Source organism: Streptomyces griseofuscus (assembly GCF_014673495.1).
Classification (GTDB): Bacteria; Actinomycetota; Actinomycetes; order Streptomycetales; family Streptomycetaceae; genus Streptomyces; species Streptomyces murinus.
In genome coordinates this window covers 7,706,974-7,721,220 of the sequence record NZ_CP051006.1, presented here as the reverse complement: position 1 = coordinate 7,721,220, position 14,247 = coordinate 7,706,974, and the positions used below count along the sequence as shown (strand labels likewise).

Annotated in this window: 11 protein-coding genes; 4 read left to right on the top strand and 7 right to left on the bottom strand. The window is 72.0% G+C overall.

Annotated features, from left to right (window positions below; genetic code table 11):
* Nucleotides 1-65: 65 nt before the first annotated feature.
* A complete protein-coding gene (locus tag HEP81_RS34910) occupies nt 66-1,508 on the bottom strand; it encodes an APC family permease (protein ID WP_078967365.1) in 1,443 nt (480 codons plus the stop codon).
* A 175-nt stretch (nt 1,509-1,683) separates the two neighbouring features.
* Between HEP81_RS34910 and HEP81_RS34905 the strand changes: the two genes are divergently transcribed.
* Entirely contained in the window at nt 1,684-4,425 is a 2,742-nt protein-coding gene (locus tag HEP81_RS34905; protein WP_037655640.1) for a glycoside hydrolase family 2 protein, read from the top strand.
* A 48-nt stretch (nt 4,426-4,473) separates the two neighbouring features.
* Here HEP81_RS34905 and HEP81_RS34900 read toward each other — a convergent pair whose 3' ends face one another.
* Nucleotides 4,474-5,955, bottom strand: coding sequence for a M6 family metallopeptidase (locus HEP81_RS34900; RefSeq protein WP_037655642.1), 1,482 nt, complete (start codon nt 5,953-5,955; stop codon nt 4,474-4,476).
* Between the two features lie 223 nt (nt 5,956-6,178).
* Between HEP81_RS34900 and HEP81_RS34895 the strand changes: the two genes are divergently transcribed.
* On the top strand, nt 6,179-6,442 hold the full coding sequence (locus HEP81_RS34895; RefSeq protein ID WP_037655643.1) for a GlsB/YeaQ/YmgE family stress response membrane protein: 264 nt from the start codon (nt 6,179-6,181) through the stop codon (nt 6,440-6,442).
* Nucleotides 6,443-6,449: 7 nt separating this feature from the next.
* Here HEP81_RS34895 and HEP81_RS34890 read toward each other — a convergent pair whose 3' ends face one another.
* The 4 genes from HEP81_RS34890 to HEP81_RS34875 all read right to left on the bottom strand — a co-directional run bounded on the left by HEP81_RS34890 (nt 6,450) and on the right by HEP81_RS34875 (nt 9,508).
* Nucleotides 6,450-7,235 carry a GNAT family N-acetyltransferase gene (locus HEP81_RS34890; protein ID WP_037655885.1) on the bottom strand — a complete coding sequence of 262 codons (786 nt, stop codon included), beginning with the start codon at nt 7,233-7,235 and terminating at the stop codon, nt 6,450-6,452.
* Between the two features lie 50 nt (nt 7,236-7,285).
* A complete protein-coding gene (locus HEP81_RS34885) occupies nt 7,286-8,140 on the bottom strand; it encodes a GNAT family N-acetyltransferase (RefSeq protein WP_037655644.1) in 855 nt (284 codons plus the stop codon).
* Between the two features lie 95 nt (nt 8,141-8,235).
* On the bottom strand, nt 8,236-8,670 hold the full coding sequence (locus HEP81_RS34880) for a hypothetical protein (protein ID WP_037655645.1): 435 nt from the start codon (nt 8,668-8,670) through the stop codon (nt 8,236-8,238).
* 190 nt (nt 8,671-8,860) lie between these two features.
* Nucleotides 8,861-9,508 carry a chaplin gene (locus HEP81_RS34875; RefSeq protein ID WP_037655646.1) on the bottom strand — a complete coding sequence of 216 codons (648 nt, stop codon included), beginning with the start codon at nt 9,506-9,508 and terminating at the stop codon, nt 8,861-8,863.
* A 297-nt stretch (nt 9,509-9,805) separates the two neighbouring features.
* Between HEP81_RS34875 and HEP81_RS34870 the strand changes: the two genes are divergently transcribed.
* On the top strand, nt 9,806-11,431 hold the full coding sequence (locus HEP81_RS34870) for an alpha/beta hydrolase (RefSeq protein ID WP_037655647.1): 1,626 nt from the start codon (nt 9,806-9,808) through the stop codon (nt 11,429-11,431).
* A gap of 57 nt (nt 11,432-11,488) precedes the next feature.
* Complete coding sequence (locus tag HEP81_RS34865) at nt 11,489-12,235, top strand: DUF4232 domain-containing protein (protein ID WP_243279687.1); 747 nt, start codon at nt 11,489-11,491, stop codon at nt 12,233-12,235.
* 9 nt (nt 12,236-12,244) lie between these two features.
* Here the strand turns inward: HEP81_RS34865 and asnB are convergent, their stop codons facing one another.
* Nucleotides 12,245-14,086, bottom strand: coding sequence for an asparagine synthase (glutamine-hydrolyzing) (gene asnB / locus HEP81_RS34860; protein ID WP_037655648.1), 1,842 nt, complete (start codon nt 14,084-14,086; stop codon nt 12,245-12,247).
* Between the last annotated feature and the right edge of the window lie 161 nt (nt 14,087-14,247).

Genomic DNA, 14,247 nt, shown 5'->3' with positions numbered 1-14,247 from the left:
CCCGGGCGGACTCTCGTCCGGCCGGGGAGGCTCATCACGCTGATCGGATCATAGCCCCTTGAGGCTCACACGGTCTCGGCGTCCCGTCCGGCCGGGCGCTCCTCCTCGGTCCCCCTCGGCCCGAACGGCCACACCTTCTCCCGGCGCGCCCAGACCAGGAAGGCTCCGCAGCCGAGGATCAGCCAGGCCAGGGACCATTCGACGGGGTGGCGGCCCGGTGAGTTGCGGTCGGCACAGGCGTAGATCACGCACCAGCCGACGAAGGCCACGAGGGACGGCAGCGGGTAGAGCCACATGCGGTACGGGCGGCGCAGATCCGGCCGCCGGGAGCGCAGTACCGTCAGGGCGACGATCTGGGCCAGCGCCTGCACGATCACCATCACGGTGGTGAGCAGCTGGATCAGGGTCGCGAGATCGGTGTGCCGGCCGATCAGGAAACCGACCGCGGTGATCACGCCCATGGTCGCCAGGCCCAGCGTCGGGAAGCGGTGCCGGGGGTGCAGCCTGGCGTACGGCCGGAAGAAGACCCGGTCGCGCGCGGCGTCGTACGGCACCCGGGAACCGCCGAGCAGTCCGGTGAACACCGAGGCGAAGGCGGTGATCAGGATGAGCACGGTGACCGTGTCGGCAGCGCCCCTGCCCCAGGTGCGCTCCAGGACCGCGGAGGCCACCGAGGTGGACGCGATGTCGCCCGGGTCGCTCATCCGGTGCCAGTCGACCACGCCGAGCGTGCCGATCTGGAGCAGCAGGTAGATCGCCATGATGCCGAGGATCGAGTAGACGATGGAGCGCGGCAGGACGCGGCCGGGGTCCTTGATCTCGGCGCCCATGTAGGCGGTGGTGTTGTAGCCGAGGTAGTCGTAGACGCCGATGGTCAGGCCCGCGGCGAAGCCGGCCCAGAAGTGGCCGCCGGTCAGGTCGAAGGCGCCCGCCGGGTAGGTGAAGGCGAGATGGGGGCTGAAGTCGGTCGCGGCGGCGGCGATCACCAGGATCACCGAGGCGATCATCACGGTCCACATCACGGCCGTGATCCGCGCGATGTGCTCGATGCCGCGCCACAGCAGCAGCACGACCAGGGCGATGACGCCGAGGCCGATCAGATCGCCGGCCGGGCCGCCGAGGCCGGGGGCGAGATAGCCGAGGTACTGGACGAAGCCGACCACGCCCGTGGACATGATCAGCGGCACGAACAGCATCGCCGTCCACACGAACAGGAACGGCATCAGTCCCCCGGTGCGGTACCGGAAGGCCTGGCGCAGATAGACGTAACTGCCGCCGGAGCCGGGCAGCGCGGCGCCCAGCTCGGCCCAGACCAGCCCGTCGCACAGCGCGAGGATGGCGCCCGCGATGAAGCCGATGACCGCCTGGGGCCCGCCGAACGCGGCGACCATCAGCGGGATGGTGACGAACGGGCCGATGCCGCACATCTGGCTCATGTTGATGGCCGTGGCCTGGAACAGCCCGACCCGGCGGACAAAGCCGCCCGGGGGCGGCGGGCTACCGGACATGGGGACTCCTGGAGGCGTCGGGGAGGGGACCCTACGAGAATCCGCGCGCCGGGTGAAGGCGGTTGACGGATATTCAGCGGGCGCTGTGGCGACGGTCGTTGACAGTCCTGGGACGGCGACCTAGCTTAAGCCCGGTTAGTAAAGTTTCCTAACTTTACGAGCCTGGAGACCGTCTGTGTTCCCTCGCCCCGCCCCCGGACATCGGCTCGCCACGGCCACCGGACTCCTCGCCCTGCTGGGCTACCTCACCACCGGCGCGTGGGCCGACCCCCATGTCCCCGCGCCCCCACTGCGCCCGGTCGCGGAGCTGAAGGCACCCACCCGGATCACGCCCGTGTCCTCGGCCGCCGGCACCACCACCCCGCTCGCCGCCTTCGCCATCCAGTCCACGGCGAAGGTGGGCGACTCCCCCGCGGCCGTCTCCTCCCCCGGCTACCCGGCACGCGGCTGGTACCCGGCGGGTCCGCGCTCCACGGTGCTGGCCGCGCTGCTGGCCGCCGGGGTGTACGACGACCCGTTCCGCTCCACCAATCTGGCGAAGATCCCGAAGGCCGACTTCGAGGTGCCCTGGTGGTACCGCTCCGACTTCACCGTCGCCGACACCGCGCGGCGCACCCTGCTCGACTTCAGCGGGGTAGTCTCCGCCGCCGACGTCTACGTCAACGGCCGTCAGGTGGCCGCCGCGCGGGACGTGACCGGCGCCTACACCCACCATGAGCTGGACGTCACCGCCCTGGTGCGCCCAGGTGTCAACACGGTCGCCTTCCGCATCCGGCCCAACGAGCCGAGCAAGGACCTGACCATCGGCTGGCTGGACTGGCTTCAGCCGCCGCCCGACCGGAACATGGGCATCGTCCGGGACGTCCTGGTGCGCCGGGGCGGCCCGGTGGCGCTGCGCGACGCGCACGTGGTCACGAAGCTGGCCGTGCCGTCCCTCGCCACCGCCGACCTCACGGTCAGGGCCCGGGCCCGCAACGACTCCGACGCGCCGGTCACCGCCGAGGTCACCGGCGCCATCGGCCCGACGCGCTTCGGCGGGACGCTCCGGCTCGCCGCGCATGAGACACGGACCGTCACCTTCTCCCCCGCCGAGGTGCCCCGACTGCGCCTGGCCGCGCCCAAGGTGTGGTGGCCGGCCGGGATGGGCGGACAGCCGCTGTACGACCTCGACCTGACCGCGCGGGTCTCGGGCACGGTCTCCGACACCGCGCACGAGTCCTTCGGCATCCGTGATGTCCAGGCACCGCTGAACGCGGCGGGGGCCCGCCAGTACCGGATCAACGGCCGCCCACTGCTGATCAAGGGCGGCGGCTGGTCGCCGGACGAGTTCCTGCGCTGGGACCGCGGCTACGCCGAGGACCGGCTGCGGTACGCCGTCGACCTCGGCCTGAACACCCTTCGCCTGGAAGGCCACTTGGAGCCGGACGAGTTCTTCGAGCTGGCCGACCGGTACGGGGTGCTCACGCTGCCGGGCTGGGAGTGCTGCACCAAGTGGGAGGGGCAGGTCAACGGCACGGAGAACGGGGAGAAGTGGACCCCGGCCGACTATCCGGTGGCGAAGGCGTCCATGGCCGCCGAGGCCGCCCGGCTGCGGGACCACCCGAGCGTGATCTCCTTCCTGGTCGGCAGCGACTTCGCGCCCGACGCCACGATCGAGAAGAACTACCTGGACGCGCTGCGGGCCGCCGACTGGAACCTCCCGGTCGTCTCCGCCGCTTCCGACAAGTCCTCGCCCCAGCTGGGCAGTTCGGGCATGAAGATGACCGGGCCCTACGACTGGGTGCCGCCGGAGTACTGGTACGCCAAGCGCGAGGGCGGGGCCACCGGCTTCAACTCCGAGACCAGCGCGGGCCCGAGCATCCCCACCCTGGACACCCTGCGCCGGATGCTCACCCCGGCCGAGCTGGACAGCCTCTGGCGGGACCCCGGGGCCAAGCAGTACCACCGCTCGCCGTCCGCCACCTTCGGCACGCTCTCGCTCTACGACGCCGCGCTCGCCGCCCGCTACGGCGCCCCCACCGGCCTGGCCGACTACGTCCGCAAGGCGCAGCTGGCCCAGTACGAGAACGTGCGGGCCCAGTTCGAGGCGTACGGCCGCAACGCGACGGACCCCGAGGAGCCCGCGACCGGGGTGATCCACTGGATGTTCAACAGCGGCTGGACGTCCCTGCACTGGCAGTTGACGGACCGCTATCTCGACCAGAACGGCGCCTACTTCGGCGCGAAGAAGGCCAACGAGCCGCTGCACGTCCAGTACGGCTACGACGACCGCACGGTCACGGTGGTGAACAACCGGCACACGACGCTGCGGGGCCTGTCCGCACGGGCCACGCTCTTCGACCCGGACGGCACCCTGCGCTACGACGGGACGGCCGCCGGGCTCTCGGTGGCCGGGGACGGGGCCCACACGAACGCACTGACCCTGCCGGACTCGGTGCCCGGGCTGTCGCGGACGTATCTGCTGCGGCTGGTGCTGACCGACGCGGACGGCCGGGAGGTGAGCCGGAACGTGTACTGGCTCTCCGGCGAGCACGACACGCTCGACTGGCCGCGCACCACCTGGTGGTACACCCCGACGACCGGCTACGCCGACCTCACCGGACTTGCCTCGATGGCGCAGGTCCCGGTCGCGGCGACGGCCACCACCCGGTCGGACGGCGGCACTTCGACCACCACGGTGACCCTGCGCAACACCACGGACGGGCGGACGCCCTCGCTGCTGACGGATGTGCATCTGGTCGACGGACGCGGGGCGCCGGTGCTGCCGGTGCGCTGGTCGGACAACGAGGTCGGGCTGTGGCCGGGCGAGTCGGTGACGCTGACCGCCGTCTACCGGACAGCCGATCTGCACGGCGCGGCCCCGCGGGTGCGGGTCTCCGGCTGGAACACCCCGGAGCGGACCGTGCCGGCGGCATGACGAGGGGGGTGGGTCCCGCCGGACCCACCCCCTCGCGTGCGGATGCGCTCAGCTCACGTTGAGCGCGGTGTCGTCCACGACGAACGAGGTCTGGTACTTGGAGCCCTCGGTGCCGGTGAACTGAAGGGTGATGTTCTGTCCCGCGTAGCTGCTGAGGTCGAAGCTGCGCTGGGTGTAGCCGGAGCCGGCGTTGAGGTTCGAGTACGTCGCCAGGGTGCCGAGCACCGTGCCGGAGCCGTTCAGCACCTGCACCTTGAGGGTGTCGTAGGCGGTGGTGGTCGAGGTCTCGGCCGTGTCGACGTGCAGGTAGAAGCTCAGCTTGGCCGAGGTGCAGCCCGCCGGGACGGCCACCGACTGGGACAGCGTGTCGGTGGTCGCGGTGCCGTAGCCGTCGAGCCAGGCGTAGTACGAACCCGAGTGGGCCGACTCGCCCGCGGCATTGGTGATGACCTTGCCGGACGCGCTCCAGGTCGTGTTGCCCGACTCGAAGCCGTTGTTGCCGAGCAGCTGGCCCGCGGCGCAGGTGCCGGTGCCGCCGCCACCCGTGCCACCGCCGCCGGTGCCGCCACCGCCACCACCGCTGGTGCCGCCGTCACCGGCGAGCCAGGCGGTGGCGTTCAGGGCGAGCGCCGCGTTGGTGGCGCCGGTGTCGTTCCAGCCGTCGTACAGGGTGTTGCCGGGGCTGCCGGTGCCGTCGTCGATCGGGGAGCTGTCGCCCCAGAACGCGACCCGGCCGGAGCCGAAGGTGCTGGTGAGGAAGAAGGCACCGGTGTTGCCCGAGTAACCGCTGCGATAGACCAGGCCCTTGACGGCCGAGTTGTCGGCGGGCTTGAGGGTGGCGGTCGTACCGTCGGCGAACAGGCTCTTGGTGACCTTGCCGAACGAGCCGTTCAGCACCGGGTCGGAGCTGTCGCTGATCGCGGCCGGGTAGCCGGAGCTGATGTCCAGCGAGTCGATGGAGAAGCCGAACGGGTCGGTGTTGTCGACACCGTTGTTCGTCATCAGGTCGTTGAGGATCTTGACCGCGTCGCTGCCGTCGTTGTTGCGGTCGGCACCGGTGTGGTCGGAGATCATGAACAGACCGCCGCCGTTCTTCACGAAGTTCATGATCGCCGTCTTCTCGGCGCTCGTGAACAGCGTGTTGGGCTCCGGCAGGACCAGCGTGTCGAAGTTCGACAGGTCCTGCGCGGACGAGCCGCCGTAGGTCAGGCTCTGACCCGAAGGCAGCGTCTTCAGGCTGTAGTCACCGGTCTTCTGCAACGCCACGCCCCAGGAGGAGAGCGCTCCGGTCCAGTCCGTCTCGGACTGCGGGTTGGCGTTCTGGCCCAGCGGGTCGGGCTGGCTGGTGGAGATGACCCAGTCGGCGTTGCCGGCCGTCTCGGCGTGGGCGTTGTCGAACAGGACCCGGTGCGTGGTCGCAGCCTGGGCGGGGGCGCTCGCACCGACCTGGACGGCCGCTCCGGTCAGGAGCAGGCCGAGACCGGCGAGTGCGGTGGTGACTCTGCGTCGGGATCTCTTGGATCCGAGCATCCGGCGAACCTCCGTTGTGGGGTGTGGGGAGAAGGAGTTACGGCGCGCCAAATCTGCGCGCGTAGAACCCGCTTGAGGGTTCTACACGCGTTGATGGCTTGAAAGGTACATGGCATGAAGCGCCGATGAACAGAAAGTCCCGGCAATAAAGCGCGCCGGACTGTCCGCGCCCGCAGCGGGCACCTTCTCCCAAGACGGGCTTTCGCGGTGCGGAGGGGTGGAGATGGAGATTTCAGGCATCATCAGCGCGATCGTCATCGGCCTGATCATCGGTGTGCTGGGCCGGCTGGTCGTGCCGGGGCGGCAGCACATCGGGGTGCTGTGGACGATTGTCGTCGGCATCGTGGCCGCGCTGATCGGCTCCGCGATCGCGGCGGGGCTCGGGGTCGCGGACACCAAGGGGCCCGACTGGATCGAGTGGCTCATCCAGATCGCCCTGGCGGCGGTGGGGATCAGCGCACTCGATCGGGCGAGGTCACGTCGTTGACGTACCGTCAATTTCCCTTGATCTCATAGAGGTACGGGGTCGTGATGCTCAACGGCAGGAAGCCGAGCCGTTCCAGGATGGGGCGGCTCATGGGCGAGGCGTCGACCTGGAGGTAGCGGTAGCCGCGGGCGGCGGCGATCCGGGCGCGGTGGGCGACGAGGGCGCGGTACAGGCCCCGGCCCCGCCAAGCCTCGGCGGTGCCGCCGCCCCACAGGCCGGCGAACGGGGTGCCGGGCACCAGTTCCATCCGGGCGGCGCTGACGGTCTCCGTCCCGGCCAGCGCGACGACGGCGACCATCGCGTCGGGATCGGCGGCCAGTTGGTCGAGCAGCCGCAGGCGCATCAAGGTGCCGTCGGTGCCGAACGCAGTCTCGTGCATCTCGATGAAGAGGTCGACGCCCGCCTCGTCCACGACCTCCACCAGCCGTACGCCCTCAGGGAGCCGGGCGTCCAGGTCGAGCCGGTCGATCTCGCCGATCATCAGCGTCTCGGCCGGCTCGGCCCGGAATCCGGCCGCGGTGAGCCGGTCGCCGAGGTCGGCGGGCCGGTCATGGCTGTAGAGCTTCCACTCGAAGTCATGGCCGAGGGCGGTGAAGGCGGCGATCTGCTCCTGGATCGCCGCGTCCGCGCCCGCCTCGTCGAGCCCGGTCCAGAGCACGCCGTTCCAGCCGTGCGCGTCCGCGAGTTGCCGCACCACCTCCCCGACGCGTTCGACCCGGGCGCCGGGGCCGTCGGGGACGGCGTTCTGACGCAGGTCCCGGTCGTACCGGGCGAGGATCTCGTTCTTCTCCATGGCCGCCCACCCGATCACGCCGGAGGGGGCGCGGCAACGCATTAACCCGGTCAGCCCAGTTCGAGGGTGGTCACACCGAAGACGCGGTCCTGGGCGTGGGCGCGGACCGGGCCGGTGTACATGCGGGCCGTCTCGAAGGAGGGGGCGAGTCCGGCGGCCTCGGCGAGGGCGATCCCGGCGGCGTTGGGTTCGGGCACGTCGACGGCGAGTTCGCGTCCGGCGGCCTCCCGGGCCAGCGCGGCGAACAGGGCGCGGGCGTCCTCGGCACTGTCCGCGAACAGCGGGCCCACGCGCAGGCCCTCGTGGCCGGGGCGGATCACGCCGTACCCGGTGAGTCGCCCGTCCTGGTGCCGTACGACGGTGTGGTGGCCCGGGGCGGTGAGCCACTCGGCGAGGAAGCGGGGGCGCTCGGCGGGGTAGCAGGCACTGTCGTAGGCGGTGATCGCGGCGAGGTCGGCGGGTCCGGCCGGGCGGACTCCTGCGGGGGTGTCCGGCTCGGGGGCGGTGCCGGTGAACCGGACCGTGCGGTAGGCGAGTCGGAAGCCTGACTGGCGGTAGTTGTCCTGCTGCGCGACGACCCCGTCGAGGCCGATGGTGCGGGTACCGGCGTGGGCCAGGGCGGTCTTCCAGGTGGTGAGGCCGTGTCCGTGGCCGCGCAGGTCGGGGCGGACGAGGTAGCAGCCGAGGAAGGCGTAGTCGGCGCCGTAGTTGACGACGGAGACGGCCGAGACCGGCTCCCCGTCGATCCGGCCGAGGAAGAAGCCCTCGGGGTCCTGGGCGAAGAACGCGGGTCCGTCGGCGAGTCCGGGGTTCCAGCCCTCCGCCGCCGCCCACCCGCTGATCACCGGCCAGTCGGCGAGACCGGCCCGGGTGACGACGAGGTCCTGGGGGGCGGGAGAAGTCATCGGTGCGCTCCATTGCGTCGGGGGCCGGCCGCCGTACCGGACGGCCCGTGTCCGCAGCATCCTCGCGGATCAACGGCCGTCGCACCACGGGGAGATCAGCCGACCGGCACCGGCCGCGGTGCGGTCAGCACACGTGCCAGCGGGATCGCCGAGACAAGGACGAACAGGGCGAAGAGGGTGATGGGGAGCATCCCCACCGGGTGCAGCAGCCGGGCCCAGTCGGCGCGCAGCCAGGACCAGTTGACGTACCAGTTGCCGAGGGCGTCCGCGGTCATCACGACGGCCGCGAGCAGGACGCCCGCCGCGCGTGCGCACAGCAGCAGGACCGCGACCAGGGGGTCGAGGACGGTCAGCGCGATGAAGAAGACCTGGAGCGGGGGCGCGAAGGAGGAGTAGGCGTGCGGTCCGTGCCGGGCGAGGTCGACGGCGTGCGCGCCGGTGCCTTCGAGGAAACCCCCGATGGCGACGACCAGGATGGCCCGGGCCCAGGGGGGCAGGGCGCGCCACCGCCGTCGGATGCTGTCCGTCACCGGGCCACTGTACTTCCCGGGCCCGAGGAGGTCGGGCGAGGGGGTGGGGCGTCGCTGTGAAAGGTGTCGGCGCCGCGAAGGTGTCGCCGCGGTGCGCGCGTTCGCCGCGAGGCTCCACCGGGCCGGCGTCCGGTCGACTGCTGGACGGTGGGGGCCCGGTGGCCGGTGGAGGCCTGGGACAGGGTGGGGGTCAGCGCATACGGGTCGGGCGGAAGCGGCGGTAGAGGATGGTGCCGGTGAGCAGCAACGCCGCGCTGCCGACCGCCGCGGGGCCCGTCATGTCCGTACCGGTGTGGGCCAGCGAGGCGGTCACCGGTTCCGGCGCGGGCCGCGGGGTGTGCGGGACGGCCGGGTGGGACTTGATGGGGGCCGGCGGCTGCGGGGTGGGCGCCACCGGGTGGGCCGGGGTCTCGCCGCCGCCGTTGACGGAGGTGTTGCCCATGGCCGGGTTGAGCAGCCCCACCACATTGACGCTGTTGCCGCTGACATTCACCGGCAGGTCGATGGGGAGCTGGATCCCGTTTCCTGAGATCACTCCCGGGGAGTGCCGGACGGCGCCGTGGGCCGCGGCCCCGCCGGAGGTGGTCGAGCCGCCCTGGCCGGCACCGGTCTCATTGGCGCACCGGTTGCCCATGGCCGGGTTGAGCAGCCCGACCACGTCGACCGTGTTGCCGCACACGTTCACCGGGACGTCCACCGGCAGCTGGATGCCGTTGCCGGAGATCAGTCCGGGTGAGCCGGCCGCGACGCCGTCGGCACTCGCGCCGTCGGCCGCGAACGCGGCGGACACCGGCCACGCCAGGGCCATCGCACCGGAGGCGGCGACGGCGGCGATCACACCGTTTCGGGTAGCCCGTCTCATTGGTTCCTGCCTTCCAGACAAGTTCGCGGGCAGTCGCCCGCACCCGGTAAAACGCGGGCGAACCGGCTGAGTTATGGCTCATCGGGCTTTCACCCCATCGAGTGGCACGATCGATGAACCGCTTGTAAGGCCAATGAATGATCATCAATCGGGCACGGAGCATACGGCACCCGGGGGTGTTCCGCTCGTCCGGAGGCGGGCCGGACGGGGCCCACTTATGGTGAGCGAAAAGGCGCCGTCCCGGTCCGCTGCGGGCGCCTCGGGAGGCGATCGATGCTGGCCAAGCTGTGCACGCGGTCCGCGGTGCGGCGCTGTGCGGGTACCGGAGTCCTCGCCCTGGCGCTGCTCGGCTCCGTCCTGCCCGCGGCCGCGGCCGCGGCCTCGGCACCGGCACCGGCGGACCGCCCCGACCTGTCCCGGTTCTACCGGCAGAAGGTGGCCTGGGGCGCCTGCGCCGGTCCGGGCATGCCGAGGGACATGCAGTGCGGGAAGGTGACGGTTCCGCTCGACTACGCCCGCCCCGGCACCGGCACGCTCGACCTCGCGCTGGCGCGCTATCGCGGCACCGGCACGCCCCACCACTCGGTGCTGCTGAACTTCGGCGGCCCCGGTGGCGCGGGCGTGAACGAACTGGCGTACGACGGACAGCAGTTCATGGGGCTGACCAACGGCTATGACGTGGTCACCTTCGATCCGCGCGGGGTGGGCCGCTCCTCCCCCGTCAGCTGCGGCGACGGCGGCGACCAGACCGCGGCCGTCACCGGCGCCGACGCCGACCTCGCCCATCCCCAGGCGCTGCTGCGGCAGTTGCGGCAGAGCGCGGCCGCGTGCGCGCGCAGCTCCGGTGACGTGCTGCCGTACATAGGGACGGTGAACGCCGCCCGGGACCTGGACGTCATCCGCCAGGCCCTCGGCGAGCAAAAGCTCAACTACCTCGGTTTCTCCTACGGGACACGGCTCGGCTCGGTGTACGCGGCGCAGTTCCCGCACAACGTGGGGCGGATGGCGCTGGACGGTGTGGACACCCTGACCGAGTCGCTCGCCGAACAGGGCATCGACGGGGCGCGCGGGCAGCAGACCGCGCTGGAGGACTTCCTGGACTGGTGCGCGAGGGACGCCGGCTGCCCGTTCGGGCGGGACCGGCGCGCGGCCGGTGACGCGGTGGCCGGGCTGGTGCGTTCGCTGGACCGGCGGCCGGTCACGACGGACGGCGGCGACCCGTTCTCCGGGCAGGACCTGGTGGCCGCCATCGTGCAGGCCCTCTACAGCAAGGACCTGTGGCCGTCGCTGGAGCGGGCGCTGGGCTCGCTGACCGAGGACCGCGATCCCCGGGGGATCATGGGCTTCGCCACCGGCGGCGCCGGGCCGGTCCTGGGCCGTCCGGCGCGGCACGACGGCCTGGTCGACCCCCAGGACGTGCCGGCCGACAACCTCCAGGCCGCCCTGATGGCGATCAACTGCGCGGACGACCCCGACCGGCCCTCCGCCGCCCGGATCGCCGGAGACCTGAAGCGGCTGCGGGCCGCGTACGACGAGGCCTCCCCCGTGTTCGGCCGCTACCGGCTCACCCAGGTACTGATGTGCTACGGCCGCCCCAAGGGCACCGATTTCATCCGCACCCGGGTAAAGGACGTCGACACGCCGCGGATGCTGCTCGTGGGCACGCGCGGCGACCCGGCGACGCCGTACCCGTGGGCCGTCAGCACCGCGCAGCGGCTCGGCCCCGCGGCCGTCGTCCTCGACAACAAGGGCGACGGGCACACCGGCTACGGCTCCTCCGTGTGTGTGCACCGCACGGTGGACGAATTCCTGCTCCACGGCTCCCTGCCCGCGTACGGCAGCTCCTGCCCGGCGGACGGGAAGGAGTGGAGCGTCTTCCCGAACCGCATCGACCGATGAAGGCACCGGCCGCCGACCGGCGTCCGTGACCGCGACCGGAGGGACACCATCATGCGCATGCGCGCCGCCATCGCCGTACCCACCGCCGCTGCCGCCGTGGCGGCCCTGCTGCTGACCGCGCCGCCGGGACAGGCGGCCCCGGCGGCCCCACGGGTGGCACCCTGCGTCCAGGGGGAACTGACGCTGCGGGCGGCCACCGTGCCGCACCGGCCCACCGTGGTGCGCGTCAGCGTCACCAACCACAGCGGGCGGACCTGCGCCATCGACCGGGTGCCGCTGGTGACGTTCGGCGGCCTGGACGGAGCCGCGCTGCCGGTGTCGGGGGACGGCACGGGCCGGCTGCGGCTCGCGGCGGGCGCGACCGTCCACGCCGATGTGCGCACCATCGTCCGCACGGCGGACCCGCAGGCCCGCAAGGCGGCGTCGCTCACCGTCGGCGACTGGACGGGCCGCTGGGGCCGGGTCTTCGCCCCCGCCCGGCTCGGCACCGGATCCAAGGTGGCGGTCTGGGAGCCGGTGACGACGTCCTGGCAGCCCTCGGCGGCCGCCGCGGACCGGGCGCTGGGGCTCGGCGCGGCACCCCGGACGAGCCCGAAGCCGGCCCCGACCAAGGCGACGCCGAGCCCGACCGGCACGACACCGAGCCCGAGCCCGAGCCCGACCAGGCGGGTCCCGCACCGGCCGAGCCCGACGCCCCCGGCCAGCCCCAGCCCGGCGAGCCCGGCGCCGACCAGCCCGAGCCCGACCGGCGCCACGCCGACGAGCCCGGTCAGCCCGACCGTGAGCAGCCCCGGCCCCAGCTGAGAGGGCCGCTCAGCCGAGGACGAGTTCCGGCGCGTACAGGTCCAGCCACTGGGCGAGGTCCAGGGTGCGTTCCAGGCCGCGCCGGGCCGCCTGGTCGGACACCGGGGCCTCGCGTTCGGCGGCCTTGCGTACGCGGTCCCGGTCCACCAGGTCGAAGACGCGGTGCGAGGGCCGGGCGAGCAGATCCTTGGCCTGGGCCTGGAGGGCGCGGGCGTAGCGCGGGTCCTGGGTGGAGGGGTAGGGACTCTTGACCCTGTCGTACACGCTCTGCGGCAGGACGTCCTTGGCCGCCTCGCGCAGCAGGCTCTTCTCCCGGCCGTCGAAGGACTTCAGGGCCCAGGGGGTGTTGAACACGTACTCGACCAGGCGGTGGTCGCAGAACGGCACCCGCACCTCCAGTCCGGTGGCCATGCTCATCCGGTCCTTGCGGTCGAGCAGGATGCGCACGAACCGGGTCAGGTGCAGATGGCAGATCTGCCGCATCCGGAACTCGAAGTCGCTCTCCCCGGCGAGCCGTTCGATGCCCGCGACGGCCGTACGGTAGCCGTCGGCCGTGTACCGCTCCAGGTCGAGCTGCTTGACGAGGTCGGTGCGCAGCACATCGGAGTCGTCGCCGAAGTGCCGGCCGAAGCGCACCAGCCAGGGGAAGGTGTCGGCGCTGCGGGCGTCCTCGTCGAAGAACTGGAGGTAGCCGCCGAAGACCTCGTCGGCGGACTCCCCGGACAGGGCGACCGTGGATTTCTGCCGGATGGCGCGGAAGAGCAGCAGCAGTGAGGCGTCCATGTCGCCGAAGCCGGCCGGGAGGTCCCGGGCCCGGATGACCTGCTCGCGCACCGCGGGGTCGGCGAGGGCCTCGGCGTCGAGCACGATGTCCTGGTGGTCGGTGCCGGAGCTGCGGGCGACGTCGTGCACGAAGGGGGTGTCGGGGGTGCCGCGCAGTTCGTCGGCGACGAAGTTCTCGGTCTGGCCGACGAAGTCGACGGCGAAGGAGCGCACCTTCTGGCCCTGTTCGGCGAGTTGCCGGGCGGCGATCGCGGTCATGGCGGAGGAGTCGAGGCCGCCGGAGAGCAGGGTGCAGCGGGGCACGTCGGCGACGAGCTGGCGGCGCACGATGTCGTCCAGCAGGGTGCGCACGGTGGCGATGGTGGTGTCGCGGTCGTCCTCGTGCGGGCGGGTCCGAAGACGCCAGTAGACGCGGGTGGACAGTCCGGAGCGGTCGACGGTGACGACGGTGCCGGGCTCCACCTCGCGCATGCCGTCCCAGACGGCGTGCCCCGGGGTCTTGATCATCACGAGCAGTTCGCGCAGTCCGTCGAGGGTCACCCGGGGGCGGGCCAGCGGGTTGGCGAGGATCGCCTTGGGTTCGGAGCCGAACAGGACGCCGTCGGGCGTGCGGTAGTAGTAGAACGGCTTGATGCCCATCCGGTCGCGGATCATCACGAGCTTGTCGCGGCGGCCGTCCCAGATGGCGAACGCGTACATGCCGTTGAGGCGTTCGGCGAACGCGTCGCCCCATTCGACGTACGCGTGCAGGACCACCTCGGTGTCGGAGTCGGTGGTGAACCGGTGGCCGCGGTCGGTCAGTTCGCGGCGCAGTTCGGTGAAGTTGTAGGTCTCCCCGGAGTAGACCAGCGCGACCGTGCCCTCGGGGGTCACGAGGGACATCGGCTGGCGGCCGCCGGGCAGATCGATGATGGCGAGCCTGCGGTGACCCAGGGCGGCGGGCCCCTCGGTCCAGGTGCCGCGGTCGTCCGGGCCGCGGCAGGCCATCGTCTCGGTCATCGCATGCAATGTGGCGGCCTCGGCGCTGAGGTCACGGTCGAAGGACACCCATCCGGTGATGCCGCACATGCGCTGCCTCCTGCCTCCGGCCGGCCGCCGGTGCCGCGCTCACCTGTGCTTTCGCGGGAGCCGCGGCGCCGGCCGACGAACCAGTTGTATCGAGCACCTATATGACGAGCGTCCGCCCGTGCCCGGCGCCGGTCAACGCGGACGTAACACGACGGGGGCCG